Genomic DNA, 26,565 nt, shown 5'->3' with positions numbered 1-26,565 from the left:
CCCAGGGCCCACCAATGACAGCCCCCCTCGCTGGCCCAATGCAGCCGTTCATCCAGGCCGCACATGGCCGGTGCAAGGGCATCCGGCAGATGCTCCGAGCCGGAGAGCAGCAGCTGGCTGAGTCCCTGGTAGGAGAAGCCGTAGGTCCCCACCTTTCCGTTGCACCAGGGCTGTTGGCGGATCCAGCGCAGGGTTGCGGTGGTGTCGCTGGCCTCCTGCTGGAAGCCGAGGAACTCCCCCTCCGAATCGCCGCGGCCGCGGACGTCTTGGACGAGAACGGCGAAGCCCCCCCTGGCGTACCAACTGGGGTGGGCGTAGGTGACGGTTGAGGCGATCGCCCGCCCGTAGGGCTGACGCATCAACAGGCAGGGCCAGGGACCTTGGCCCTCTGGCTTCCAGAGGGTTGACCTCAGGGCAGTCCCGTCAGAGCAGCGCAGCTGCTCTTGACTCACCGGACTTTCGGGCAATACAGGCCCACCACATAGGTGGAGAGGATCTCGGCGTCGGTGGTGTTCAGACCCTGCTGCTTGGCGACCAGGGCTGTCGCCTCAGGGGAGTTGTAAGAGATGCCCTTGGCGTTGAGAGCCTGCAGTTCTCCGCAGAGGGCCTTGGCTTTCTGGGGGTTCTGCTTGACCGACTCCAGCAGCGCAGAGTCCGCAAGTGCCGGAGCGGCCTGGATGAAACAGAGGGTTGCAGCGGCCAGGGACAGGCCGCAAAGGCGGAGGCGTGTCACTGAAAGAACTCCCGATGGATCTATTTGAGGTCGCCTGTGCTACAGCGCTGCGCGCTAGGGGTCACTTCGTCGAGCGACTGGCCTCCTGCGCCCGTTTGATCCAAGTTCGAATCAGGGCGGGTGTGATGCGTGCCGGGGCCATCCCGGTCAGCGAGCGCTCGAGGCGGCCCAGCTGGGTCAAGAGCTGCTGGGGCGATGCCGCCGCTAGGCCCTGACGACTGGCGATCCCCGCGTAGAGCAGGAGGGCCGCTTGGTAGGGCTCAAGATCGAGCTCCACCACCAGCTGGGCCTGACCGCGCAGTTTGCGCAGCTGACGTTCCAGCGCCCCACCCCGTCTGGAGAGCTGATCGAGGTCCCGATCGGAGAGGGCGGCAATGGCTGGCCAGCTTTGGATGCCGGCTTCGATCAGGACAGCCTGCTCCCTGGCGAAATGGGAGGGAAGCGGATAGGGGCTGCCTTCGCTCACCGCTTGGCGTTGACGCTCACTGTCACGTCGCCCGTGGCCCAATCGCGAACGGCGGTGGCCAGCACCACGGGGCGATCAACGCCATCGCCTTGGGGTTCGACCCGGCGGAGGCGGACTTCAACGGTGGGGTCCTTGCGGCCGCTGCCGCGCAGGTTGCGGGCGACCTGTTCCACGCTGGGTCCAAAGGTTTCGGCAGCGAGGTCCGCTGGTGCGGCCGCTACGACGAGATCAGAGCCGTTGTCGAAGACCACCGGGACACTGACGGCACCCTCCACCACCAGCCTTGGGGCGTAGCTCACGGCAAAGGCCAGGCAGGACAGCGAGAGGAGGACGGTGAAGCTCGTGACGCCCACCAAGCGGAAGCGGAAGCCCCAGCGCGCCAGAAAGGCCACCACGGTGATCAGCAGCAGTCCACCAGCGGCAATCCCCAGCCATTCGCCAGCCGTGAGCAAGAGGGGATCGGCGCGCATGGGGAATGTTCTGGATCAAGAAACACTCTTATATTGCGGCCTTCTCAGCCCCCGAGACCCACGGGCCCAGCGCGCCGCCGAAGGAATCCCAGAACGCGCGGCCCCGCGGCCTCTTCCCTGCCTGCCCTGCTGGCGGCCGCGGGGATCGCGCTGACTTGGTTTGGCCTCGATCGTGTCGCGGCCTGGCAGTACGGCCTGCGAAAGCCCTGGCTCGAGTTCCTCGCCAGTCGCTCCATGGGTCATCCCCTGGAGCTCGGTCCCTATCGCGGATTGCGGCCCCTCGGTCTGGCGGCCGGCGCCAGTCGCTTCAAGCCGGGGCTCGACAACCCATCCACGATCGAGGCCCAGGCGGTTTCGGTCTCCCTGGACCCCCTGCGCAGCCTGCTGACCCGCAGCTGGGTGTTGCAGTTTCAAATTGATCGTGCCCGCGTTGACCTGCGGCGCAACAGCCAAGGCTCCTTCTGGCAACTGGGGCGTGTGCCTGCGGGGGGACAACCGCCCCCATTGACACTCCGTTATGGCTTGAGCGGCGGCCCCGCCCAGGTGCGAATTCACGGGGCGAAGGGTGAGCCGACGTCCCTGGCACTGGAGGGATCCCTGTCGGTTGATTTGCGCCGGCGGCGTCTGGATACCAACACTCAGCTGCGCAGCCGTGAGGCGGGGCAGCTTCGCGTTGAGGTCCGCAATGACTGGCAACGCCAACGGCTGCAGTTGCAGCTCCAGCCCCAGGCGCTGAAGCTCGCCTCCCTCTTGCCGTTCCTTCCGGGTGAGGTCAAAGCCGATGTCAGGGGCGGGCTCAATGGCCGGCTGCGCCTGGAGCGCACCGCCTCAAAGAATCGCTGTCAGGGACAGCTGGATCTGACCGATCTGCGCTGGGCGCCAGGGGGGGCAATGGAGCCCTTGACCTCCGCTCGCTTGGACCTGCGCTGCAGTCCTCAAGGACTGCGCCTGGCCTCTTCCCCCCTGCGCTGGAGTGGTTGGCGCGGCCAGCTGCAGGGTGAGTTTCCCCTGGTGGGGGCACGGTCCAACCAGCTTCAGCTTCAACTCCAGGCCCGTGAGCCCAAGGCGGGCCACCGCTTCAGCGCCGCGCTCGCTGGGCCGCTGGCTGAGCTCCAGCTCCAACTCGATGGTCAGCTGGCCGGTGTGGCCCTAGCCAAGCAACCCCCTCAGCCCTTGGTGTTGAAGGCCCAGGCCCTCCTGCGCAACCAAGCAGGCCTAACCGCTGAGCTGAAACGGTTGCTACTTCGCCAGGGTGGCGGTGAGCTGGTGGCGAGCGGTCAGCTTTGGCCCAACCTCCAGCTCCGCAGCCAGACACTCAGCCTGGGACCGCGTCAGCAGAAGGCCTGGGGCCCTGTCCTTGGCTCGCGTCCGGACCTGCAGCTTGCGCTCAAGCAACTGGGCCCCTGGAGCAAGCCCCAACTGAGCCTTGAGCTCGAGCAACAGCGCAACCCGCTGCTGGGTTCGGTTCGCTCCCAGCTGATCTGGCGCCCCTCGGCCCTGCGGTTGGAGCGCTTCGAGTCGCCCTATCTAATGGCCCAGGGGCCGCTGCCGCTTGGGCGCACGCCGATGGGCCTGGAGATTGACCTTCGGCGCTTTCCCCTGGAGCGCCTCTCTGCGTTGCTGGGGACAGAGCTGCGGGGACAACTCAGTGCCTCAGGGGCACTCCGCGGTTCCCTGCAACGCCTTAGACCCGACCTCACTCTTCAGGCGGAGGCGCCTGGGCTCGGTCCGCTTGGTCTTGATGAGAACTGGGTTGGGACCTTCCAGGGCTTGTCCCTGCGGCTGCAAGTCGAAAACAGCGCCGTTCCTGGAGTGTTGCAGGCGCGGCTGACCCCTGGCTGGCAGCTCAGCTCCCTCAGCCTCAAGAGGGCGGGCGGGGCGTTCGCCCTGACGGCGGGCAACCAGCGCTACCGCTGGAGTGCCGAGCGTTTCCCCCTCTCTGGCTTTGACCTGGCCCTTTGGCCAGCGGCCGCCCCCCAACCGTTGTCCGGTTATTTGAGCGGGCAAGGGGCCCTCGCCATGAAGCCCCTGTCCCTCGATGGTCAGCTCCGGGTTGATCAACCGCAGCTGCTTGGACTGTTCGGTCGCTCCCTGCAAGCCAAGGCTGCGCTTCGCCAGGGTCGCTTCAGCCTGGATGGCCAGTGGACGGCCCTTGGCTACGGAACGGTTGGCATTCAGCTCAAAGGCCAACAGGCCGGCCCCCTCTGGCTGCGGTTGGAGGCTCGCCAACTCCAATCGCAAACCCTGCAGGAGCTGCTGGCCGCTGTCCCCCATTGGGGGGGACTCCCTCCGACGCCAAGTGGTCGTGCCTTTGATTTGGGCACGCTGGTGTTCAACACCCAGGGCCTGTCCCTGGCGGATCAGCTCACGGCCCTGGCCCAAGCCCAGCGTCAGCGCCAGCGGGCCCAATCGGCGCAAACCAAAGCCGCACTGCAGGACCTGCGGGGGGTGTTGGATGCCGACTTCACCTTGAGGGGGCCATCCGCTGACCGTTTGTTTGTCGACCTCGCGGCCCAAGGACACCTGTGGCTTCAGGGGACGGATCGCGATCTAGCGCTTACGGATCAGCCGACGGTTGTGCGTCTCCATGGGCCCCTCAACCAAGGTGGGGAGTTTGAGCTGGCCCATCTGCCACTGGCACTGCTGGCATTGGTCGCGCCGGTTCCAGAGGGTCTCCGGGGATCGCTTTCCAGTCGCGGTTCCTATCGCCTCGGAGGCCCCAAGCAGCGTCCAGCTTTTGAACTGAATTTGGCCCTGCAGAACGCCTCCCTCAATGGCGAGCGCTTGGCCCTCGAGCGCGGCGAGGTGACGCTGCAGAACAACCAACTCGCCCTTGATTGGGTCTTGCGCGGTGGTGGTTCCTCTGAGGTCGTGGATGTGCGCGGCACGGTTCCGCTCTCGGCGTCATCGGAGGCTCTCGAATTGCGGATTGGTAGCCGCGGTGATGGTCTGCGCTTTCTCACGGCCCTCTCGGGTTCGGCGGTGCAGTGGAAGCAGGGCAGCGCCGACCTGGAACTCCTGGTGCGTGGCTCCTTGCTCCAGCCTGTGGCGAACGGCTTTTTGCGCTTCAGCAATGGGGTGATGCAGCTGGCCGATCAGACGGTCCGCGATCTCGATGCGGTCCTGCTGTTCGACTTCAGTTCCCTGGAGATGCAAAGCCTGAGCGCTCGCGTCGGCGAGAAGGGGCAGCTCAGCGGTAGCGGAGATCTCAACCTCTTTGCCTCGGGTGAGGGTGCGCCAGCACGCCGTCTGAATCTCACTGTTAAGCAAGCCCCGTTCAAGCTGGCGCGGATGGCCGCCGTCGCCGACGGAACCGTCGAGATCGGCGGCAGCCTGCTGCGCCCCGTTCTGGGCGGTGAGCTCGCCCTGAGCCGCGGGGCGATCAACGTTCAGCCCGGTGAGCTCGCCACGGAAGACGCCCCCAGTAAGCCCACCAACGTTCCTGCCCTGCTGGAGTCCAAGTGGGACTTCAACAAACCCCTGCTCGTCATGGGGCGTCAGTTGGAGAGCTCCAGCAGCCAAGACCTGCGGGCCGCCCTGCCCAACTTGGGCTCCGTCAGCTTTGAGCGCTTCCGCTTGCGCTTTGGCCGCGATCTGCGGGTGGAAGTCCCCAACGTCCTGAACTTCGGTGTGGGTGGTTTGTTGACCCTCAATGGCCCCCTGGACCCCAAGATTCAGATCAGTGGCGTCGTACGGCTGCTGCGGGGTCGCCTGGGGCTGTTCACCACCACCTTCAGCCTCGATCCCGACGCCCCCAACGTGGCGGTCTTCACCCCCAGCCTGGGCCTGATTCCCTACGTGGACATCGTCTTGCGCACGCGGGTGTCCGACACCCTCTCGGCCTTTGGCGATGGCAGCAATCGCTCCACCATCTACGACTGGAGCACCAATGGCTCCTTCAACAACGCCTCCTTGACCCCCAACAGCTTTGATCAGCTGCAACTGGTGCGGGTGCGGCTCGAAGTCACGGGGCCTGCGGACCAGTTGGTCGACAACATTCGCCTCTCCAGTACCCCGCCATTACCTGAGGATCGCTTGCTGGCCTTGATTGGCGGCAATTCCCTGGTGGGTCTGGTCGGTGGCAACGCTGGAGCAGCCGTCGCCACCGTGGTTGGACAGTCCTTGCTCTCCCCTTTGGTGGGCAGCCTGACGGAATTGCTGGGCCAGCGGCTCACCTTCGCGATCTATCCGGCCTACGTCTTACCGACGAACTACGACGCCGAATCCAACCGCTCCGGTCAGGTGCCATCGCAGCTGGTTCCCGTCACCGACATCGGCTTGGATGTGAGTGAGCGTTTCAACGCCTCTGTGCTGGCTGCTCCCAACCGCAGCGACATCCCGCCCCAGGTCACCCTCGGCTACCAGGCCAAGCCCTGGTTGGGACTACAGACCTCCATCGATGCGGAGGCCCGTTGGCAGACCCAGATGCAGGTCTTCTTCCGTTTCTAGCGGCCATCCCAATGAGCGAACTGATCGGAGTGGATGTGGGAGGGACGGCCATCAAGCTGGGCCGCTTCTCCACCGGCGGTGAGCTCCTGGCGGAGTTGGAATGCCCCACGCCGCAGCCGGCCATGCCCGGCGGAGTGGTGACGGCAATCGTCGATGCGGTCGCTGCCCTCGATCCCGATCGACGGGCCTCGAGGGTGGGCATTGGTTTGCCTGGACCGATGGATGCGGCGGCCCGGGTGGCTCGGGTCTGCATCAACCTGCCGGGTTGGCAGCAGGTGCCCTTGGCGGAATGGCTTGAGCCGCAACTCGGCCGGCGGGTGACCCTCGCCAACGATGGGAACTGCGCCCTGATGGGTGAGGCCTGGCGGGGGGCTGCGGTCGGCTACCGCGATGTCTTGCTGCTCACCTTGGGGACCGGCGTGGGTGGAGGAGTGCTGCTCAATGGTCAGCTCTTCACGGGTCAAGGCGGAGCCGCCGCTGAACCGGGACTGATCAGCGTCAACCCCGATGGCCCCGCCTGCAACAGCGGCAACCGTGGCTCCCTGGAGCAGTACTGCAGCATTGCTGGCCTGCGCCGGCTGTTGGATCAGGACCCCCAAACCTTGGATCGGCTGGCCCGTGCGGGCGACCTGCAGGCCTTGGAGGCCTGGCGGGAGTACGGCCGTTGGCTTGGGGTCGGCCTGAGTTCTTTGATCTATGTCCTCACGCCCCAGTTGGTGCTGATCGGAGGTGGTTTGAGTGCCGCCAGCGCCCATTTTTTGCCCCATGCCCTGACGGAGGTGGAGCAGCGGGTCCAGGCCGAAAGCCGCCTGGGCCTGGAGATCCGCTGTGCTGCTCTTGGCAATGGGGCCGGTCGACTGGGGGCCGCTCGCTTGGCTCTGGAACGGCTGAATGATTGAGCCCGGCTGGGATGATGCTCACTCGAGCCCCAGAAGTGTGTGAACGTTCCCGATCCATCGCCTGAACTGTTGCAGCGCGCTGGTGGCGTTCGAACCGCTGCGATGGCCCTGGGGCGTTGCAGTGATCAAGAGCGACGGCAGGCCGTCCTGGCGATGGCCGATGCCCTCGAGGCTGAGGCCAGCGCGATCGTCGCGGCCAATGCCGCTGATCTCGAGGCCGCGGCAGCCGCTGACCTGGCGCCCTCCCTGGTGGCCAGGCTGAAGCTGGATGCGAACAAGCTGGCCGGCGCGATCGAAGGGGTGCGTCAGGTGGCCCAGCTGCCGGATCCCGTCGGCGTGCGCCAGATGCACCGGGAGCTCGATTCCGGCTTGGTGCTCGAGCGCCTCAGTGTTCCCTTGGGGGTCCTGGGGGTGATCTTTGAAGCCCGCCCCGATGCGGTGATGCAGATCGCCTCGTTGGCCATTCGCTCCGGCAATGGCGCCATCCTCAAGGGCGGCAGGGAAGCCAACCGCAGTTGCACGGCGATCCTCTCCGCCCTTCGCAGCGGATTGGCGGCCTCGGCGGTCGCCCCTCAGGCCCTGGAGCTGCTGACGTCCCGTGAGGAAAGCTTGGCCTTGCTCAAGCTCGATGGCCTGGTGGATCTGATCATTCCCCGGGGGTCCAACGAACTGGTGCGCTTCATTCAGGACAACACCCGTATTCCTGTCCTGGGCCATGCCGATGGGGTCTGTCACTTGTATGTCGACCAGGAGGTTGATGTTCCCCAGGCGATTCGTATTGCCCTGGACGCCAAAACCCAGTACCCGGCCGCCTGTAATGCGATCGAGACCCTGCTGATTCACCGCAGCAGCGCCGCGGCGTTCCTCGAGCAGGCCCTGCCGGCCTTTGCCGAGGCTGGTGTGGAGTTGCGCGGAGATGCCGCCAGCCAGGCTTTGGGGGTTTCAACAGCAGCCGAGGAGTCGGACTGGCGGACGGAGTACTCCGATTTGATCCTCTCGGTCCGCGTCGTGGATGACCTGCAGCAGGCCCTGGATCACATCGCCCGCCACGGCTCACGGCACACCGAGTGCATTTGCACCACCAATGGCGCAACGGCGGAGACGTTCCTGCGCAGTGTGGATAGCGCTGGGGTCTATCACAATTGCTCCACGCGCTTTGCCGATGGCTTCCGCTACGGCTTTGGCGCCGAGGTCGGCATCAGTACCCAAACCCTGCCGCCCCGTGGCCCCGTTGGCTTGGAGGGGCTGGTGACCTACCGCTACCTGTTGCGTGGTGACGGGCACATCGCCGCTGACTACGCCTCCGGCGCCCGCAGCTTCAGCCATCGCGATTGCCCCCTGTGAGCGGTAGCGATCGGATCGTGGTGCGGGACCTGCGCCTTTGGGCCCACGTGGGCGTGCTGCCCCATGAGCGGGAATTCGGTCAGTGGTTTGAACTCGACATCGAGCTCCGTTGGGATCTCAGTGACGCCGCCGCCCGTGACGATGTGACCGCGACCCTGGATTACAGCCGTGCCATTCAGGCCCTGCAGCGCCAGGCCAGGCAGCTGCGTTGTCAGACCTTGGAGCATTGGAGCGGCCTGATCCTGGATCTGCTCGAGGACCTCTACGGCCCGGTGCCGATGGCGATCGAACTGCGCAAATGCCAGGCACCTGTCCCTGGATTTGGTGGCACGGTTGGCGTGCAGCGCAGCCGGCACCAGTCCGCCTGATCGATGACCAAGCGTCCTCTGGTGCTGCTGCATGGGTTGTGGGACACCCCCCGTTTGTTTCGCCGGCTCGAGCAGGCGCTGCTGGAGCGTCAGCCAGACCTGGAGCTCTTTGCACCCCACTTGCCCCATCGCCTGGGCGCCACGCCCATTCGTCAGCTCGCCGCGCAATTGGATCGCTTGATTCAAGGGCGCTTTGGCGCTGAGAGAGAGCTGGATCTCTTCGGGTTCTCCATGGGTGGTGTGATTGCGCGCACCTGGCTGCAGGAGTGGGACGGGGTTCGGCGAACGCGCCGTCTGGTCTGTTTAGGCAGTCCACAGCAGGGAACATTGACGGCGCAGTTGGTTCCTCGCTGGCCCTTGGCAGGCATTGCTGACATGAAGATCGGCAGCGCACTCCTGCGGGATCTCGATGCGGGGAAGCATCACTTGGATGGCTTGCAGTGCGTCAGTTTGTACAGCCGCACGGACATCACGGTGTTTCCTGGTTGGCGGGCGGTTCTGCCCCAGGGGCCGCGGCAGGCCCTGCCCGTTTGGACCCACCGGCAACTCATCGTGAATCCACGGGCGATCGCAACATTGGCTGAGGAATTGCTGGCGCCTTAGCCACAACATTTCCCATCACGGCCGTTGTCGCTCGAGGGAAGCGTGTCTATGGGTAGGCAAAGTTTGAAGGCCCCCTATGTGCTTTTCAGCCTCCGCCAGTTTCACGGCATCGGCGGTTTTGATGCCGTTGGGGCTCTACAGCACCCACGTTGCACAAAAGACAGGAAAACGGGATTACATCCCACTGGCGCTGGTGCCCTTTTTCTTTGGGGTCCAACAGTTTGTTGAGGGTCTGGAGTGGACCGCGATTGACCAAGGCGGAGTGGAGCCGCTGAGCACCCTGGCGGGGCTGGGCTTCCTCTTTTTCGCCTACTGCTTCTGGATGATCTGGATTCCCTGGAGCGCCTGGTCCATCAGTCGATCGACGGATTCCAAGGGGCTGCAACAACGGCTGCGCTGGGTCGCGATTGTGGCAACGGTCTTGGGCATTGCCTTCTACTTGCCCGTTTTGTTTAACCCTCCCGCTCTGCAGCCTGCGGTCCACAGCAACGGTCGTCTGCTCTATGACGTCTCCAATCTGCACAGCATTATCCATAACTTCGTCAACACGGAGCCCGTGGGTGAGCTGGCGTATTGGGGCTTCATTGTTCTCCCCTTGATTGCCCTCTCTGATAAGGCCGTCAAATTGTTTGGGGTCCTGATCTTTGTCTCGATCTTCCTGACCTGGTTGACCTATAGCGCCACGTTTAATTCGGTCTGGTGCTTCTATTGCGCTGTTCTTTCCATCTACGTCATCTGGATTGTGAACCGGCCGGCCTTGCGTGCTGCATCCGGCCGCTAGTTGACGGGGGAGTTGAAGCATGGGAGTCCAAGCAGTACTCGACGCTCTCGGTACTTGGCTCGTTCAAACCGATGTGGGCCTTGGTTTGTTGCTCGTGGTGGGACTGTCGATGTCCCTCTCCCATGTCTTTTCTCTCCTGGCCAATCGCCTCAACCGCCGCCAAATCATCATCCATCTGATTCTTGATGGCCTGATGCTTTCGGTGGCTTTCCTCTTAAGCAGCACCATTGACATGGTTCTGCTGGCCACAAGAGCCAGTGTTCCAGTCCACCCCAGTGCCTTTATTGATGGGGTGGCTGTGTGTTTGCTGCCGGCGGTCTTTTATTTGCTGGTTGCTGCGCCCTATGTCGGTGAAACCATCGGCTTTGCGATTTGGGTGCTGATGCACCTCAACGTGGTGTCGTTGTTGCATGTGCGCTTCGCTCTGCCCTACGGCGAGGCCTTGCTGCTGGCGACTCCTGGCTATGCCGTTGCCGTGTTGCTTGTCTGGTTGTTGTTCCGCCAGAGCTGGCAGGCGGGATACAGCACCCTGGCCTCCCAACTGTCCGATGCCCATGGGGCTTGAGTGATGAACCGGTCATCCCCCGCTCAGCAGGCGGCGATCCAAGCCCAGCAACACAGCACTCGCTCGAGGCTCGCTTTCATTGTGCTGGTGCTCGCCTTGGGGCTGGGGGTGAGTTGGTTTGGTGTGGGCCATGTGCTTTTGGCCCTGCGCTCGGTCTTGGATTGGGCTGACATCAACCTGCTCTTGCGTTGGTCTGGCTTGCTGCTGTTGGTCTTGATTCCGACGGCTGGCATCTATTCCCTGGTCACGCAATTTGCCTTTTGGGAGGGCTGGTTGGAGGGGCTCCCGGATCCCACCGCCCTGTTCCCCACGTCCCCTGCGGCGGCTGAGCATCGCTGTTTTGTGGTGTATCTCGATGGGATTCACCAACTGGAGCGCGATCATCCGCCGCGGGTCTCGGCCTTTCTGCAGTTGCTGGATCAGAAGCTCAACCACTCCACCCGGTTGGTGAAGGGCTTGGAGGCCTACACCGTTCTGCCCGTGGCCCTGGCTCAAGACCTGGGTAGTGCCTGGTTTTGGCGTCGCTTGTTTGCCCTGCAAGAGGAGCATCCCAACGGCTGGATCCAGCTGTTGGCTGCCGTTTTGGTTCAAGCCAACAACGTGATCAAGGTGGGGATTTCCTCGGACCACCGCTACGGCCCGATCATGAATTACGAGCTGTCCCTCAAGATCGCGTTGCGGTTGGGGGAGGTCGGGTTTCGGCCTGATCAGGGCCAGCGCATCGTTTTGGTGGGCTATAGCGGTGGTGCTGAGATGGCGATGGGCGTCGCCGAATATCTCCGCCGCATTTGCCGTGCGCCAGTGAGCATCGTCAGCTTCTGCGGCGTGTTTAGCGGCAATCAACTGCTGAGCCAGCTCTCCAAAATCACGATGATCATTGGGAGCCGTGACCCGGTGGCGGCCTTTGGCCGCATTGCCTATCCGGGGCGATCACCGTTGCTCCCCCTGTCGAATTGGAATCGAGCCCTGAAGCACTCCCGCATTGAACGGCGGGAGATTGAGGGCATGAACCACAACGGTTTGAGTGGCCCGTTTGCTGAATTGCACCGCGAGGCCGTCGTTGAGCAGATCGTCCAGGCGATTGAGTCAGAGGACTAGGGCCTGCTGGGTCAACCGGAATGGGCTGCTTTGGGGTTGTGAGGCTTTGAGGCGCCGTTTGGCATCGCGGCTGCCCTCCGCAAAGCAAAAGCCATCGTGGGGCAGCTCTGTGAGGGCGCGGCAATAGCGCTCACGGGCCCTGTGCTGTGACTCCTGCTGTAGCTGCAGTCCACGGGCTCGCTGCAGGAGTCGTTCTCGCCAGATGGCCCCGAGCAGGCAGGGGAAGAGGTCGCAGCGTCCGTCCATGGCCTGTTGCAACACCGCAGAGCTATCGATGCAAAATCCCAAGGCCCCATATCCCCCAAGCCAGAGCGCATCGGCATCGCTCTGCTGGTTGTGTATCAAGGCCATGAGGTCGCAGAGATCCATCACCTCGAGGAGACGTTCAGCGCAGAACGGCTCCCCCAAGTAGCGGATCGTTCCATTCTCTCGGTCGTTCTGCCAGGGACGATGGAGATCGTTGAGGGCTTCCCAACCGCAGAGCCCCTCGGTGCCCTGGTAGTACTGCAGGCGGATGAGATCGTTGCCCCGTCGCCATTCCAGCTCCAGACAGCTGTGGGGAAGCAAGCTCTGGATGTCCTGCTCCCCCTCCCCAAGCAGTCCAGTGCGGATGGGGAGGGCCAAGGGCACCTGGCTGCACCCCTCTGGATTGGGCAGGCTTGCCCCAAGTCCAAAGCTGGCCACACTGGCGCGCAGCTGGGCCTGAAGGCTCCAGCCCTCCTGCTGCAACCGGCTGAACCAGGCCCTGCAGCTGCTGGCTCCATCGATTTGCCACTGATCCTGCTCCAGCGCGTTGGCTGCGAGGCGATTGAGCACGCGGGCGGCCAGTGCGTTGCGCTCTCGCTCGCTGGCGGACTGTTCATGGTGCAGTCCGGCGTTATGCCAGATGAGCCCGCCGCTGAGGCGCTCGGCCTCTGTGTTGCCTACTTGAGGGTCTGTTGGATCAGTGCTTGATGGATTGAGCCGAAGGAGCTGCTCCAAGCTGCTGGGCAGCTCGGCGTCCTGTTGCCCGCGCCAACGGCCCATGGCAGCGGCGTGTTCCCCATTGAGGAAGTGGGGAAGCGCATCGGCCATCGCCCCAAGCAGGGCCGGAGTGAGCAGTTCGCGCTCCACGAGTCCGCCCAGGGTCTGCAAGCGCTGGGGCAAATCCGCCGGAGCCAATTTCCAGCCCTTGGGCAACAGCCAGAGCAGCGGCAGCAACTGTGGCTTGTGGAGCTGGTGGGCGAGGCGTTTGAGCCAATCCGATCGGGTTAAGCCTGAGCGAAAGACGCTCTGATCCAGGGCGTCTTCAAAGGCGAGCAGCGGAACGCCGCAGGACCAGTCCGGATCCAGCTGCAGGGGATCGGCAATAGAGGCGAGGGGGGAGCCTGAAGCCATGGGGCGGCCCATCTCCCCCCATCCTGTAGGCCCTGGACTTAGACGGCTACCAGGCCGGAGTGGCGAATCAGAGCATCGCTACTGGGTTGACGCCCCCGGAAGGCCTCAAACACCTGCTTGGGGTCCAGGCTGCCGCCAAGGCTCAGGACCGTGTTGCGGAAGCGGCGACCGGTCTCGCGAATTTGGTCTTCGTTCTCCAGGCCGACGTCCTCAAAGGCTGCGAAGGCATCGGCACTGAGCACCTCGGCCCACTTGTAGGAGTAGTACCCCGCCGCATAGCCGCCGGCGAAGATGTGTCCGAAGGAGCAGAGGAAGGCGTCCTCGTCGATGGGGGCCAGCACTGAGGTGGTGGTAGCGATCTCCCTTCGGAGGGCCTCCGGCGTCACACCGGACTCCGGCGTCCACTGGCTGTGCAGGCGCAGGTCCACCAGGGCGAAGTGCACCTGACGCAGGGTCGCTGAACCGCCCATGAAGGTTCGTGCGGCCAGCAGTTTGGAGAATTCGCTCTCGGGTAGGGCCTCACCGGTTTGCCAGTGACGAGCCATTCCCATCAGGGTGGCGCGGTCATAGCACCAGTTCTCCATGAACTGGCTGGGTAGTTCAACGGCATCCCACTCGACGCCATTGATGCCGGCCGCCTGGGGGTGCTCCACGCTCGTGAGCATGTGCTGCAGACCATGGCCGAACTCATGGAAGAGGGTCTCGACCTCGTCAAAGGTCATCAGGCTCGGCGTCTCTCCGACCGGCGCACTCTGGTTGCAGATCAAGTAGGCCACCGGCAGGACCACGCTGCCGTCAGTGCCCTTGGAGCGCACCAGGCATTCATCCATCCAGGCGCCACCACGCTTGCTGCCCGGACGGCTGTAGGGATCGAGGTAAAAGCCAGCGACGGGTTGGCCTTGCTCAAGGATGCGGAAGAAACGCACATCGGGATGCCAGATCGGCGCCTCCCCATCGGCCGCCTCGATCCGGATTCCAAACAGTCGCTCGCTCAGGGCAAACAGCCCATCGAGCACCTGCGGGAGGGGGAACCAGGGCCGCAGGGCTTCGCTGTCGAGTTCAAAACTCTTTTGGCGAAGGATCTCAGCCCAGTAGCTGATGTCCCAGGGCTGCAACTCAGTCGCTTCTGGGGCGCCGTGGGCTTGGGCGCAGCTGGCAAGCGCCTGCAGTTCCTGCTGGGCAATCGGGTAGGCGGCGCCGCGCAGGTCCTCCAGCAGCGACTCCACGGCCTGCTCTGAGTCGGCCATCTTCGAGGCAATGCTCAACTCCGCCCAGTTGGCAAACCCCAGCCGCTCCGCCTGTTGTCTGCGCAGCGTCAGGATCTCTTCGATCAGCGGCCAGTTGTTGAGGTCACTGCCGTCTTGACCTGAGGCACGGCTGACGTGGGCCTTGTAGACCTTCTCGCGCAGATCACGCCTGCGGCTGTACTTCATGAAGGGGACGTAGCGGGGCATGTCCAGCCCCATCAGCCACGGCCCTTGCTCAGCACTGGCGTCCTCGTCGCCGGCCTGGCGTGCCGCTTGGGATAACTGCCCAAGCAGGCTTGCCGGTAGACCTTCGACCTCGGCGGCGTGCGTCAGTCGCAGGGTCCAGTGGTTCGTGGCATCGAGCACATGGTTGCCGAAGCGGGTCGAGAGTTCCGCCAAGCTCTGACTGGCACTGTTGAAGGCCTCTTTGCTGGCGCCACTGAGGCCGACCCCGCGCAGCTTCATGTCCCGAAGTTCGGCATCGAGAATCCGTTGTTGGGTGCCATCCAGGCCAGAGCGACCCGCCTCGAGTTGCTGCAGGGCGCGATAGATCACCTGGCTCTGGCCAGCACGGTTGCCGAATTGGACAACCGAGGCCTGTTGGCTGGCATGGGCATCCCGCAGCTCTGGGCTGTTGCAGACCCCGTTGAGGTGACTGACGACACCCCAGCTCCAGCGCAGCCGCTCACCCAGCCGCTGCAGTGGAGCCATCACATCGTTCCAGCTCAGTGTCTGGTTTTGCTCGAGTCTCTGGCCTAAGGACTGCTCGAGGTCCCCCAGTTCGCTCTCCAGGGCCTGCATCAACGCCGGGATGTGCTCGCTGACGGCCTCGGGGGTGATCGCCTCAAAGTTCGGCAGGCCCTCGCCTCGCAGGATCTCCGCTTGAGCGTTGGCAGCGCTGCTGACAGTCATCGTGGCTGAGGCAAGGGGCCTTGTTCGGCCCATTCCAGCTCAGGGACTGACGCTGCGGGGAATTAGCCGAGGGCGGGTAGCCGAAGGGCCACGACGGCGTGCTGCGCCAGGTCGTTGGCAAGGGCCGTGGTGGTCGCCTCATAGAGATCAATCGCCACTCGAGGCCAGAAGCCAATCACGAGGGTTGGGACGAGCAGGGTGAGTCCAATGACCAGTTCCCTCGGCTTCATGTCGCCCAGGACCGCCAGCGCCGGGATCCGGGGTCCAAAGAACACCCGGCGGCAGAGGCTCAATAGGTAGATCGGGGTCAACACCACACCGATGGCCGCCAGGACAACGGCGATCACCCGGAAGCCCACGGTGAAGCCGTCATTGCTCGTCACGCCAAGGAACACGGTGATTTCACTGACGAATCCACTCATGCCAGGCAGGGCAAGGGAGGCCAGGGAGCTGGCGACAAAAAAGGCGAAGGTGATCGGCAGAACCTTGGCCAATCCCCCCATGTTGGGGATCGAGAGGGTTTTGGTCCGCTCGTAGAACACGCCGGTCACGAAGAACATCGCGGCCGCGATCAGTCCGTGGCTGATCATCTGCAGCATTGCTCCGCTCATCCCCAGGCTGTCGATGGCACCGATGCCGAGCAGCACGAAGCCCATGTGGCTGACGGAGCTACAGGCGATACGCCGTTTGACGTTGTCCTGGGCCAGGGCGTTGAGGGCGCCGTAGACGATGTTGACGATGCCCAGAACGATCAGAGCGGGGGCCAGCTGCAGGTGGGCCTCCGGCAACATCTGCACGTTGAAGCGCAGCAGGGCGTAGCCCCCCATCTTCAGCAGCACCCCAGCCAGCAGCATCGAGACCGGGGCATTGGCTTCTCCGTGGGCATCGGGAAGCCAGGTGTGGAGCGGGAACATCGGCAGTTTCACGCCGAATCCCACCAGGAATCCCAGGTAACAGAGCAGGCCGAAAAGGCCGCCTGGAGAGCGGGCAATCAGTTCGCTCAGGTTCAGGGTGAAGGGACCGTTCAGGGCCAGGGCCAGGCCGCTCAACAGGATCAACAGCGAGGCCGTCGCCGTGTAGAGGATGAACTTGGTGGCCGCGTATTGACGCTGCTGGCCGCCCCAGATGGCGATCAGCAGATAGACGGGAACCAATTCGAGCTCCCAGGCCAGGAAGAAGAGCAGGAAGTCCTGGGAAAGGAAGACCAAGGCCTGGGCAGAGGCCTGCACCAGGAGCAAAGCGAAGTAGAGCCTGGTTTTGGTCTTGATGTTCCAGCTGGCGGCCACCGACAGCAGGGTGACCAAGCCAGAGAGCACCACCAGCGGGGCTGAGAGTCCATCGGTGGCGAGGGACCACTCCAGGCCGATGGCGGGAACCCAGGCGAAACGCTCAACCAGTTGCAGCCCCGCGATCGAGCCGTCGTAGTGCTGGCTGTAGACGTAGAGCATCAGCCCTAGGTCAGCCAACAGGGTCGTCAGCGCCACCGTTCGCGGGAGCTTGGGGTCCGTGCCATCACCGGGCAGGAGCATCACCAGCGGCGCGATCGCGATCGGAAGCAGAGCGATCAGGCTGAGCCAGGGAAAGGTTGTTGGCGCCGCCAGCATTCCCTGGGCGAGAGCGGAGTCTCCAAACGCGGAGCCGGGAATCGCAGCGGACGCGGCCATCAGGGGCAGGTTGGCGTCCATCGCGTGCACGGCTTTTGGGTATCGAGGGCGATGTCCCGTATCTGGGTTCAGCCCTCTAGGGACTCAACCCTCCTCCTACGGGAGGTGCCTATCAAGGAAGAAATCTACCAGTGAGACCGATCTGGTCTAGGCATTTCTACTCAGGTTGAGTGGCCTAGGAGGGCAGGTGCTCCCAGCGGCTTCCGGCCTGGTGGAGCTGCAGCACCTGGGAGCGGGAGGCCACCCCAGCACCCTCCCAGGCCCGAACCATGGTTTTGCTGACGGCCACCGCCGAGTCTTCAGGGCAGAGGGCCAGGATGCTCGGCCCGGCGCCGCTGATGACGCAGCCCCAGGCCCCCGCTGCCATGGCGGCCTCGCGCACCTCCTGGCCCCCTTGGATCAAGCCCCAGCGATAGGGCTCGTGGATCCGGTCGTGCATCCCATCGGCGATCAGGTCGCCATTCCCGGTGCGTAGTCCCTGCAGCAGCAAGGTCAGGCATCCGAGGTTGGTCACGGCATCGGGAATGGAGATGGCCTTCGGCATGACCCGTCTGGCTTCGCTGGTGGACAGACGAATGGCCGGGATGGCCACCACCACCATCACCTTCGGGTCCCATTCGCAACGCACCACGCGCCAGCGATGGGAGGCGGCTCGAGCGGTCAGGCAGAGGCCACCGAGCAGTGAAGGAACCACGTTGTCCGGGTGCCCCTCAATGTCGATCGCCAGCTCCAGCAGCTTCTCGCGACTGAGCTTCTCGCCGATCAGCGCGTTGGCCCCCATCAGGCCGGCCACGATGGCTGTGGCGCTGCTTCCCAGTCCCCGTGCTGGTGGAACCGCCAGGCGGACCCGCGCTTCGACAGCAATCGGCTCTTCCCCTGCTTCTTTCCAGACCCGCTGGGCTGCGCGGTAGACGAGGTTGTCCGGGCCGCCCCGCAGGTGCGATCCCTCGCTGCCTTCGATCACCAGTTCAAACCGCTCGCCACTGCCTTCGATGCAGCGCATCTCGAAGCGGTTGTTCAGATCCAGGGCCGCTCCGAGGCAATCAAAGCCGGGACCCAAGTTGGCTGTTGTGGCGGGGACATCCACCACAACCCCCTGTCCAATGCGGGGGCGGGCCATGCGCTCTGTTCTGCTGGGGTCAGTGTCCCACTCAGGCGTTCAACAGCCGAGCCCGGCAAGCGGCACTGAAGAGTCCAGTCTCGCCGTCGATCAAGGCGTGGACAGGGATTTGTTCCACCACGGCGTTGAGCCGTCCTTTGTTCAAGAAGGCCCCAAGGAAGCGCTCTGAGCGCAACTCATCGAGAAGCTTGCCCGCTGTGCCACCTCCCAGCCAAAGCCCGCCATAGCAAAGGCTTTGCAGGGCAAGATCCCCTGCGCAGCTTCCGTAGGCCTCCAGCCAGAGATCCAGGGCTTTGCGGGCGAGGGGATCGCCAGCCGCTGCGGCCGCAGCGGTCGCCGCAGGCAACTCGGTGTCGGCCGTCTTCATCAGGGCATGGTTGCGTCCGTCGGGATGGGTGGCCAGGCGCCAGCGCATCACGTCGCCCAGTCCCGTGCCGCTCACCACCCGTTCAATCGAGAGGCGCGGCAGACCGAACTCGGCCATCAGCCAGGTCTTCAGTTGCCACTGCTCCTCGTTGCAGGGGGCGAATTCGCCATGGGAGGCCTCGCTGGCCATGGCCTGCAAGCCCCCTGCCGTGGGCACTCCGATCGCTACCCCCAGACCGGTCCCGGCCCCAAGAATCGCGATCGGCGCCTTGGGGTCGCCGCCGCCCGCAGCCGGCTGCCGCAGGGTCGTCTGTTGCTCTGGCTGCAGGTGAGGCAGCCCATAGATCAGAACGGCAAAGTCGTTGACCAGCTCGAGCACCTCGAGCTGGCAGGCGCGGGCCAGTTCCACCTCATCCAGCAGCCAGGGGAGGTTCGTGAGTTTCACCCGGCCCTGGCGCACCGGACCCGCAATCGCGAAACAGGCCTGGCGAGGTCGCTCGAAGCAGGACGCCTCCCCGTCGAGGAAGTGATTCACCAGGGCCGAGAAATCAGCCCAATCGGCCGAGACGAAACGTTGACTGGCCTTCTGAATCAGTGCCGTTCCTTCGACGCTGTAGAGGCCCAGCAGGGTCTTCGTGCCGCCAATATCACCGGCTAGAAGCGTGGTCATCGGAGATCAGCGGGGGCTGATCTTGAGCCCCGCTTCCCGATCTTGATTCGCTTCCTTGGCAGCGGCCACAACGGTCTCCAGCTCGATGCTGCCCAGGTCGCCCTCCCGGCGGCTGCGCAGGCTGATGGTCCCGCCTTCGGCCTCCTTGGCGCCGATCACCCCCAGAACGGGGATCTTCATCTGTTCGCCATTGCGAATCAGCTTGCCCAGGCGGTCACCGGAGTGATCCACGCTGGCGCGTACGCCCGCCGCCTTCAGGGCCGCTGCGACGGATTCGGCGTAGCCGGCGACCTCATCGGTCACTGGCAGCAGGCGGATCTGCTCGGGTGCCAACCAGAAGGGGAAGTCACCGGCGTAGTTCTCGGTCATGATCCCGAAGAACCGCTCCAGTGAGCCAAAAATGGCGCGGTGGATCATGATCGGCCGCTGCCTGGATCCGTCCGCTGCCACGTACTCCAGGTCGAAGCGTTCAGGCAGGTTGAAGTCCAGCTGGATCGTGGAGCATTGCCACATCCGGCCGATGGCGTCCTCGATCTTGAGGTCGATCTTGGGGCCGTAGAAGGCACCACCGCCTTCGTCGATCTTGTAGGCCCATCCCTTGCGCTCCAGTGCTTCGATCAAGCCCTGGGTGGCGAGATCCCACACCGCGTCTTCGCCGATGGACTTCTCAGGCCGTGTGGAGAGGTTGATTTCGTAGTTGCGGAAATCAAACGTCGAGAGGATCTGTTCGGTGAGATCCAGGATCGCCAGGATTTCGTCGCTGATCTGCTCCGGCAGGCAGAACACGTGGGCGTCGTCCTGGGTGAAGCCCCGCACCCGCATCAGGCCGTGCATCACACCGGGGCGCTCGTAGCGATACACCGTCCCGAGCTCGGCCCAGCGGATCGGTAGCTCGCGGTAGCTGCGCAGGGTGCTGGCGTAGGTCAGCACGTGGAACGGGCAGTTCATGGGCTTGAGCTGGTACTCCCGCTCGTCCACCTGCATCGGGCCAAACATCGACTCGCTGTAGAAGTCGAGGTGGCCAGAGGTCTTCCAGAGGCTGATGTCAGCCACGTGGGGGGTGTAGAGCAGCTCGTAGCCGGCGTTGAAGTGGAGCTCCCGCCAGAGGTTCTCGATCAAGAGGCGCATGCGGGCGCCGCGGGGATGCCAGAAGACCAAGCCAGCGCCGGCTTCGTCCTCAATCGAGAACAGGTCGAGGTCGGTCCCGATCCGGCGGTGGTCCCGGCGCTTGGCTTCCTCTTGCCTGCGCTTGTATTCGCTCAGCTGTTCTGGGGTTTCCCAGGCGGTGCCGTAGATCCTCTGCAGCTGGGCGTTCTTCTCGTCGCCACGCCAGTAGGCGCCTGCGACGCTCTCAAGGTCAAAGGCCTTGGCGTTCAGTTCCTTGGTGTTGCTGACGTGGGGGCCTGCACAGAGGTCCCACCAGTCCTCGCCGAGGGTGTAGAGGCTGATGGGTTCTTGGATCCCGGCCAGAATTTCCAGCTTGTAGGGCTCGTTCTGGGCCTGGATCCGGCTTTCGGCCTCCGCTCGGCTCACCTCCAGACGCTCCAGCGGAAGCTTCTTGTTGATGAGTTTGATCATTTCCTTCTTGATGGCCTTGAGGTCGGCCTCCGTGAAGGGATCGGGGTTATCGAAGTCGTAGTAGAAGCCGTTCTCGGTCCAAGGTCCGATGGTCACCTGGGCCTTGGGGAAGAGGCGCTGGACCGCCATGGCCATCACGTGGCTCATGGAGTGGCGGATACGCAGCAGCTGCTCGCTCTCGCTGGTTTTGGGCAGGTGCACCGTGGCTGCAGGCTCGGCAGTACGGGTCGCGGTCACGGCAGCGGCATAGCAACCCCGATCCTACGCAGCGCAATTCAGACCATTACTAGGGTGTGGGGGTGAGCAACCCCCAAGAACCCCAGGCTGAGTCGGCCGAATTGCTCGACCACTTGCTCGAGTCACTCTTTGGTGACTTTCGCTATTGGTTCCAGCGCGGTTTGGTCCTTCTGGATCACGCCCCCGATCACCTGGTGCCACCGGTGGAACAGCGGGAGTTTCGTTCCGCCCTGGAGGAGGCGCTTCAGGCGATCGCCGCCGCCAAAGCACTCCGGGCCGCCTGCTCGACCCCCATGGCCGTTGATATGGATGCCATGACCCCTTGGCATCGCCTGATGATGCGGGTCTGGAACCTCTCCGCGATGTTGCGGGTGGCGGGAGTGCCGCTTCCGGAGCAAGAGCGCCCCGATCCTCCTCAGGCCTGAGCCCAGCGGCTGCGCTTCAGTTGCTTGAGGTTGGATTCGTAGAAGTTGGCCAGTTCCGCAGCCTTCTTCACGGGTTGGCCGTAGGCGCTCAGTCCGTTGTGGCTAGGGAAGGAGGCCCACTCCTTGGACAGCACGGCCATCACCCCGCGGGTTAAGCCGCTGCGGTCGACTTGATCGAGTACACCGCGGCGATCCACCAGATACAGGGCCGCTTGGTCCTGGTTGTGGGGCTTGAAGCTGCGAAGGCTCAGTTTGTTTGCGGCTTCTTTCCAGGTGCCGGGCAGGAATTGATAGGCACCTGCGGCCGCGCTCGTGTAGCGCTTCACCACCACCACATCAGGGTGTTTGGCCAGGCTGCTGAAACGCCCGCCGCCGTAGAGGGTGCGATAGCCCTCGGGGCCTTGTTTCCAGGTGCCCTCGGCGTAGCGAATGGTGTTGAGCAGGGCCCGGCGCTCCGGGGTGATTGCATACAGCTCTCCGTCCTCGGTCTTGCTGGCAGCCGCCACGATCTGCTCCAGTGACTGATCCACCTCGACTCCCTTGGAGGGAGCTACGAGGGGGCCAGCGGCCAGAAGCAGCAGACCCAGTGAGCAGGCCGGAGCGGCGGCACGACTGGGCTTGAGGGAATGCTGGAGCGAATGACGAATTGGCAAGCGGCACAACGTCGCAGTCCATTGAGACTGCTGGCTAGCCGAGTCTCAAGGTGAGACTTCCCGTCCGAACTGGACAAGTGCTGCCTCGATGTGCTGCAGGTTGATTTTTAGTTCTCCAGGGCGATTGGCGAGGTTTTTGGCTGGCCAATGCGCCGTAACGAATTAGCCACCTTTATCTTTCCTTCCGTTTTTGATTAGCGGCTTGGGGCCTCAGTTCGCCTTGAGGAAGCCCAGTGCCTCGCGGGTTCGCTCCAGAGTGGCCTGGGCCACAGCATTGGCGCGCTCGCTGCCGGCTTTGAGGACGCGGTCCAGTTCGGCGGGATCAGCGCTCAGGTCGTTGTAGCGCTCTTGAATGGGGCGCAGCGCTTCGACCAGTGTCTCGGCCAGTAGGGGTTTAAAGGTGCCCCAGCCCATCGCGGCGCACTCTGCAGCGGCTGCCTCACGACCTTTGCCGCTCAGCAGGGCATAGAGCCCCAAGAGGTTGTCGGTTTCGGGGCGCTCCGGGTTCCCAAATTCGAGGCCCATCACGGGATCGGTTTTGGCGCGCTTGACCTTCTTGGTGATCACCTCAGGCGAATCCAGCAAATTGACGCGGGATCCTTCGTTGGGGTCGCTCTTGCTCATCTTGCTGCGCCCGTCGGTCAGGCTCATTACGCGGGCACCCTCCTTGAGGATGAGCGGCTCGGGCACCTTCAGGACGGGGATGGGCTCGCCTTCGGCATCCCGCGGGGCAAAGCGAGCGTTGATTCGCTGCTGGGCGATGTCTCGGGCCAGCTCCAGGTGCTGTTTCTGGTCCTCGCCAACGGGCACGAGGTCAGCGTCATACAGAAGGATGTCCGCCGCCATCAACACGGGGTAGTCCAGAAGGCCAACGGAGACCTGGTCCCCCTGTTTGACGGCCTTCTCCTTGAACTGGATCATCCGCTCCAACCAGTTGAGCGGTGTGACGCAGTTCAGGAGCCAACAGAGCTCGCTGTGGGCTGAGACATGGCTCTGGACAAAAACCGTCGCTTTCTCAGGATCGATTCCGCAGGCGAGATAGAGGGCGGCGGTGTTGCGCGTGTCACGGGCCAGGGCGGCCGCGTCATGGGGCACGGTGATCGCGTGCAGGTCCACGACACAGAAAAAGGTGTCGTGGGTCTCCTGCAGTCCGACCCAGTTGCGGATGGCTCCGAGCCAATTGCCCAAATGCAAGGCGCCAGTGGGCTGAACTCCGGACAGGACCCTGGCGCGTTGCATGCGAGCTGGCGAAATGTTCGCCGGATTCTGCCTGGAGGCAGGACCCGGCAGCGGCCTCGAATCAGGCCTCGGTGGTCTCTTCGGTGGTGGTTTGCTCTGTTGCCACTTCGGTGGTTTCCGACGCGGCTTCCTCGCTCACCGTCTCCTCTTCAGGGACCGCGGCTGCTGGTTTGGCGGGACGGGCAAACGGATTGGGGCGGTTGCCAGGGCGCTCATTGCGCTCGCCACGACGGTCACCGCGCTCGCCCCGTCCCCGGGAACCGGCACTGGCCTTCTGCTGGGCAACGATGTCGTCAATCCGGCCCTCTTCGATCAGCTGGGCCACGGTGCGCAGGGATAGGCCCAGGGCTGCCACGGTGGAACGGACGCCAAAGGCCTCTTGCACGGCGCGGGCGGCGCGCATCTCGTTATCGCTCAGGCGAATGCGGAACCCGCCACCTTCGCGAGGACCGCGGTTGCCTTGGGACTGCTCGCCCGAATTCCGTTGGAAATCACCGTCGGCCATGGCCGCACACCTGAAGAAGTCAGCGGCAAGTGTGCCCTACCGACAGTGAGGCCGGCCAGTGCCAAATCAGGCGATGGTGTTCTGGACTGCCTGCTCGGGCCAAGACCAGTACCGGCAAAGGATTTGGTCCCTCCGATTCGATGCTGCTTCGGTAGCGCGACAGCAGGTCGAGGTAGGCCTGCAGCGTCCAGCCATGGCAACCCTGATCTTGTGCGGCCCAAAAGCGTTGGAGCGCCTCGGAGCAGGCCACCTTCCCGAACTCATCCCAACATTGCTCTTCCGCTTCTGCGCTCGAGAAACCGGCGCGGATCAGGTTGCGGAAGCGAATCAACTCTGGGGCTTCACCACTGTTGTCGGGCGGTAAAACCGCGCTGAGCCTGCTGATGGGCAGGATCTGCAGCCGCAACCAGCAGCGCTCGAGCAGGGCAATGGGCCGATCGCCATCCCAGCGAGCCAACAGTTGTTGGCGGTCACTGAGATCGGCCAAGAGCTGCTGCTGATGGGGGGTGAGCCAGCGCAGGAGCTCAGCCATGGGTCCCCTGGAAGGTGATGGTGGATTCCGCGTACTCCCGCGGTTCCAGGTGGATTGTGCAGCGAACGGGTCCAAAGCGCCGCTCGAGATGCTCCTCCACGAGCTCGGTAATCCGATGGGCTTTTGGCAGGTCATCAGCATCCACCACCATGTGGAGCTCAATGAACACCCGCTGACCCAGAACCCCGCGGCTGGCGATGTCATGGACGTTGAGGACTCCAGGGACGCCCATCGCCGTCTCGTGGATGGATTCCGGTGCAATGGCGATTTGATCGACCAACCAGGGCAAGTTGGTCTTCAGCACCTGCCAGCAGACGCGGATCAAGAGGACGCAGAGCGGGATGGCCATCGCCACGTCCAGCCAGGTCTGCTTGAACAGAACGACCCCACAGAGACCGACCAGGACCACAACGGTTGTCCAGATGTCGCTGGTCGTGTGTTTGGCATCGGCTAACAGCAGCTGGTTGCTCAGGCGTCTGCCCTCACTGCGCTCGTATCCGGCAAGCAGCAGATTGCAGCCGAGGACGATGAGGAGCAGCAGCAGCTCCTGGCCATCCAGGCGGATTGGGGGCAGGCCCGAGCTGATGCGCTCGAGGGCTGTGCGCACGATCTCAAAGGCCGTCAAGCAAATGAAGCCCGCAATCGCTAGGGCTCCGACCGCTTCGTATTTGTCATGGCCGTAGGGGTGATCGCGGTCCGGCTTGGGGTCCGAGAGGCCATTGGTGATCAGTCCCAGCAGGCTGGACAAGCCATCGGTCGCGCTGTGCATGGCATCCGCCAAGAGCGCAAGCGATCCGCTCAAGAGACCAATGATCAGCTTGAGCAGCGTCATCGCCACGTTGACCCCGAGGGCCACCAGCAGGACCCTCTGGACCTCGGACCGGCGGTCGGCCCGCTCGTTGGTTTGGCCAGCAAGACCCATGGCCAAGGAGGCTCATTGAGGTCCTCCCACGCTATTGGGTCTGGGCATGGGTTAATAGCTGAGCTAAAGAGTTGGCGCGGCCGCCGAATTCAGGCTCCCCATTGACGGTTCCTCAGGTCTCAGCTGAATCCCCATCGCCGAGGCCCGTCTCACTGGGGGAGGAGCTCAAAGCGCAGGTTCTGCGCCAGGGAATGCGGCATTGGCCCTGGCTTGCGGCAGCAGGCGGCGGCTGGATGGTGCTGGAGTCCCTCCATGGGCCCCTCTCCTCGCTGATGGGGTTGGGTGCCGCAGGGGCCGGCCTTTGGTTGCTTGGCGGACGCATGCGTCCAAGCGGTCAGCACCTGCCTCAGTCCTCCGAGGGTTGGCTTGAGCGCTGTGAGGCGGTTCTTGAGCAGTTCCAAGTGCTGCAGGCAGCCAGCGCTGAGGAGGGTCGTGCTCAGGCCAAGACCTTTGAGCTCCACCAGACTCAGCGCCGCTCTCAGCTGGAGCTGTTGCGTCAGCGCCAAGAGGAGACCTGCATTCAGCTGGCCCTGGTGGGGACCGCAGCGTGGAGCGCTTCCGAGCAGGAGCAGCTGTTGTGTCACTGCCCCTCTGTGCATCCACTTCGGGTGCATCGCAGTCACGCCCTGCCCTTGTCTCCTCAGTCCTGGCAGTGGCCGGAGGTGTTTCGCCACTGCGAGCTGCTGCTGTATCGACTCGATCTGCCCCTGACGGCGGCTGACCTGCGCTGGCTTGAAGCCCTGCCAGAGCAGCAGCGGGTGGGAATTCTGGTGCGCACGAAACCGGAGCTCGAGAGTTCCGCCCAGCTCCAGCAACTCGAGCAGCAGCTTCCCATTCATCTGCGCGGGCGCTGTTGGCCGCTTGCGGCCCAGGAGGCCAGTGGCTGGCGAGACCTCACCTCCTGGTTCGCGGAATCCACACCGCTGAGCCGGGAGCGCAACCAACAACGCTGCCTGCAGGAGTTGCATGCGGCTTGGCAGCTTGAACTCGAGGGCCTGCGCCGCCAGCACTGGTCCCGTTTGCTGCAACGCACCCAGTGGACCGTGGCGGCGGGCGTCGTTGTGGCGCCTCTTCCCAGCTTGGATCTGTTAGTGCTGGCCGCTGCCAAAGGCTTGATGCTTCAGGAGATGGCCAGGCTTTGGAATTGCCCTTGGTCCCTTGAGCAACTGCAAGCCTCGGCGGCTCAGTTGGGCAAGGCTGCCTTGAGCCTGGGGGTTGTCGAGTGGAGCTCTCAGGCCCTGGCGTCGGTCGTGAAGTGGCACGGTCCGACATGGCTTGTTGGGGGTGCCATGCAGGCCCTCAGTGCCGCCTATCTGACCCGGGTTGTGGGCCGGGCGATGGC

25 protein-coding genes are annotated in these 26,565 nt (G+C 64.0%); 10 read left to right on the top strand and 15 right to left on the bottom strand.

Annotated elements, in window-relative coordinates; translation table 11 throughout:
- The 4 genes from QZ184_RS03560 to QZ184_RS03545 form a co-directional block, all read right to left on the bottom strand.
- Window positions 1-452, bottom strand: a 452-nt coding sequence (locus QZ184_RS03560) for a CocE/NonD family hydrolase (RefSeq protein WP_296418174.1), incomplete at its 3' end; no start/stop codon positions are given.
- The gene (locus QZ184_RS03555; RefSeq protein WP_247478023.1) at window positions 449-733 is read right to left on the bottom strand and encodes a hypothetical protein; all 285 of its coding nucleotides are present in this window, start codon (window positions 731-733) and stop codon (window positions 449-451) included. The genes QZ184_RS03555 and QZ184_RS03560, both read right to left, overlap by 4 nt.
- Before the next feature lie 61 nt (window positions 734-794).
- A complete protein-coding gene (locus QZ184_RS03550) occupies window positions 795-1,199 on the bottom strand; it encodes a DUF4332 domain-containing protein (protein WP_296418173.1) in 405 nt (134 codons plus the stop codon).
- Window positions 1,196-1,669: a DUF2518 family protein gene (locus tag QZ184_RS03545; protein WP_010316733.1), complete on the bottom strand. Its 474-nt coding sequence runs from the start codon at window positions 1,667-1,669 to the stop codon at window positions 1,196-1,198. Before QZ184_RS03545 ends, QZ184_RS03550 begins: the two co-directional genes overlap by 4 nt.
- A gap of 234 nt (window positions 1,670-1,903) precedes the next feature.
- On the opposite strand from QZ184_RS03545, the gene QZ184_RS03540 reads away from it, so the two are divergent.
- From QZ184_RS03540 to QZ184_RS03505, 8 genes are all read left to right on the top strand, one after another.
- Window positions 1,904-6,118 (top strand): translocation/assembly module TamB domain-containing protein, encoded by a 4,215-nt coding sequence (locus QZ184_RS03540; protein ID WP_296418171.1) that lies wholly within the window; start codon window positions 1,904-1,906, stop codon window positions 6,116-6,118.
- 11 nt (window positions 6,119-6,129) lie between these two features.
- On the top strand, window positions 6,130-7,017 hold the full coding sequence (locus tag QZ184_RS03535) for an ROK family protein (protein WP_296418169.1): 888 nt from the start codon (window positions 6,130-6,132) through the stop codon (window positions 7,015-7,017).
- Window positions 7,018-7,086: 69 nt separating this feature from the next.
- A complete protein-coding gene (locus QZ184_RS03530) occupies window positions 7,087-8,361 on the top strand; it encodes a glutamate-5-semialdehyde dehydrogenase (protein ID WP_296418167.1) in 1,275 nt (424 codons plus the stop codon).
- Complete coding sequence (gene folB / locus QZ184_RS03525) at window positions 8,358-8,729, top strand: dihydroneopterin aldolase (protein ID WP_247478051.1); 372 nt, start codon at window positions 8,358-8,360, stop codon at window positions 8,727-8,729. The genes QZ184_RS03530 and folB overlap by 4 nt, the downstream gene beginning before the upstream one ends.
- Before the next feature lie 3 nt (window positions 8,730-8,732).
- On the top strand, window positions 8,733-9,332 hold the full coding sequence (locus tag QZ184_RS03520; protein ID WP_247478052.1) for an alpha/beta fold hydrolase: 600 nt from the start codon (window positions 8,733-8,735) through the stop codon (window positions 9,330-9,332).
- A 76-nt stretch (window positions 9,333-9,408) separates the two neighbouring features.
- Window positions 9,409-10,113 (top strand): DUF6629 family protein, encoded by a 705-nt coding sequence (locus QZ184_RS03515; RefSeq protein WP_296416429.1) that lies wholly within the window; start codon window positions 9,409-9,411, stop codon window positions 10,111-10,113.
- Window positions 10,114-10,132: 19 nt separating this feature from the next.
- Entirely contained in the window at window positions 10,133-10,678 is a 546-nt protein-coding gene (locus QZ184_RS03510; protein WP_296416430.1) for a hypothetical protein, read from the top strand.
- Window positions 10,679-10,681: 3 nt separating this feature from the next.
- Entirely contained in the window at window positions 10,682-11,776 is a 1,095-nt protein-coding gene (locus tag QZ184_RS03505; protein ID WP_296418165.1) for an alpha/beta hydrolase, read from the top strand.
- Here the strand turns inward: QZ184_RS03505 and QZ184_RS03500 are convergent.
- The 6 genes from QZ184_RS03500 to thrS form a co-directional block, all read right to left on the bottom strand.
- Window positions 11,765-13,153 carry a hypothetical protein gene (locus tag QZ184_RS03500; protein ID WP_296418163.1) on the bottom strand — a complete coding sequence of 463 codons (1,389 nt, stop codon included), beginning with the start codon at window positions 13,151-13,153 and terminating at the stop codon, window positions 11,765-11,767. The two genes, QZ184_RS03505 and QZ184_RS03500, sit on opposite strands and share 12 nt — an antisense overlap.
- 38 nt (window positions 13,154-13,191) lie before the next feature.
- A complete protein-coding gene (locus QZ184_RS03495; protein ID WP_296418162.1) occupies window positions 13,192-15,312 on the bottom strand; it encodes a M3 family metallopeptidase in 2,121 nt (706 codons plus the stop codon).
- Between the two features lie 62 nt (window positions 15,313-15,374).
- On the bottom strand, window positions 15,375-16,997 hold the full coding sequence (locus QZ184_RS03490) for an NAD(P)H-quinone oxidoreductase subunit 4 (RefSeq protein ID WP_010316748.1): 1,623 nt from the start codon (window positions 16,995-16,997) through the stop codon (window positions 15,375-15,377).
- 154 nt (window positions 16,998-17,151) lie between these two features.
- Window positions 17,152-18,096 carry a homoserine kinase gene (thrB, locus tag QZ184_RS03485; RefSeq protein WP_247478072.1) on the bottom strand — a complete coding sequence of 315 codons (945 nt, stop codon included), beginning with the start codon at window positions 18,094-18,096 and terminating at the stop codon, window positions 17,152-17,154.
- A gap of 31 nt (window positions 18,097-18,127) precedes the next feature.
- The gene (gene glk, locus QZ184_RS03480) at window positions 18,128-19,132 is read right to left on the bottom strand and encodes a glucokinase (protein ID WP_010316752.1); all 1,005 of its coding nucleotides are present in this window, start codon (window positions 19,130-19,132) and stop codon (window positions 18,128-18,130) included.
- A gap of 6 nt (window positions 19,133-19,138) precedes the next feature.
- The gene (gene thrS, locus QZ184_RS03475; protein ID WP_247479951.1) at window positions 19,139-20,857 is read right to left on the bottom strand and encodes a threonine--tRNA ligase; all 1,719 of its coding nucleotides are present in this window, start codon (window positions 20,855-20,857) and stop codon (window positions 19,139-19,141) included.
- A 152-nt stretch (window positions 20,858-21,009) separates the two neighbouring features.
- Between thrS and QZ184_RS03470 the strand changes: the two genes are divergently transcribed.
- Window positions 21,010-21,372 carry a DUF2605 family protein gene (locus tag QZ184_RS03470; RefSeq protein ID WP_010316756.1) on the top strand — a complete coding sequence of 121 codons (363 nt, stop codon included), beginning with the start codon at window positions 21,010-21,012 and terminating at the stop codon, window positions 21,370-21,372.
- Here the strand turns inward: QZ184_RS03470 and QZ184_RS03465 are convergent.
- From QZ184_RS03465 to QZ184_RS03445, 5 genes are all read right to left on the bottom strand, one after another.
- Complete coding sequence (locus tag QZ184_RS03465; protein WP_296416437.1) at window positions 21,363-22,025, bottom strand: glycoside hydrolase family 104 protein; 663 nt, start codon at window positions 22,023-22,025, stop codon at window positions 21,363-21,365. The two genes, QZ184_RS03470 and QZ184_RS03465, sit on opposite strands and share 10 nt — an antisense overlap.
- Window positions 22,026-22,235: 210 nt before the next feature.
- Window positions 22,236-23,264: a tryptophan--tRNA ligase gene (gene trpS, locus QZ184_RS03460; RefSeq protein WP_010316758.1), complete on the bottom strand. Its 1,029-nt coding sequence runs from the start codon at window positions 23,262-23,264 to the stop codon at window positions 22,236-22,238.
- 61 nt (window positions 23,265-23,325) lie between these two features.
- Window positions 23,326-23,769 (bottom strand): hypothetical protein, encoded by a 444-nt coding sequence (locus QZ184_RS03455; protein ID WP_296416438.1) that lies wholly within the window; start codon window positions 23,767-23,769, stop codon window positions 23,326-23,328.
- Between the two features lie 19 nt (window positions 23,770-23,788).
- Window positions 23,789-24,301, bottom strand: a complete 513-nt coding sequence (locus QZ184_RS03450) for a hypothetical protein (protein WP_247478085.1) — start codon at window positions 24,299-24,301, stop codon at window positions 23,789-23,791.
- Window positions 24,294-25,223 carry a cation diffusion facilitator family transporter gene (locus QZ184_RS03445; protein WP_296418160.1) on the bottom strand — a complete coding sequence of 310 codons (930 nt, stop codon included), beginning with the start codon at window positions 25,221-25,223 and terminating at the stop codon, window positions 24,294-24,296. The genes QZ184_RS03450 and QZ184_RS03445 overlap by 8 nt, the downstream gene beginning before the upstream one ends.
- 191 nt (window positions 25,224-25,414) lie before the next feature.
- Here QZ184_RS03445 and QZ184_RS03440 point away from each other — a divergent pair.
- Window positions 25,415-26,565, top strand: a 1,151-nt coding sequence (locus QZ184_RS03440; RefSeq protein WP_296418158.1) for a YcjF family protein, incomplete at its 3' end; no start/stop codon positions are given.

The organism is Vulcanococcus sp. DEBay_Sum22DG08_74 (genome assembly GCF_017852955.1).
In the GTDB taxonomy this organism is placed as follows: Bacteria; Cyanobacteriota; Cyanobacteriia; order PCC-6307; family Cyanobiaceae; genus Vulcanococcus.
The sequence above is the reverse complement of the archived record's forward strand: the minus strand, read 5'-3'. Positions and strand labels throughout refer to the sequence as shown.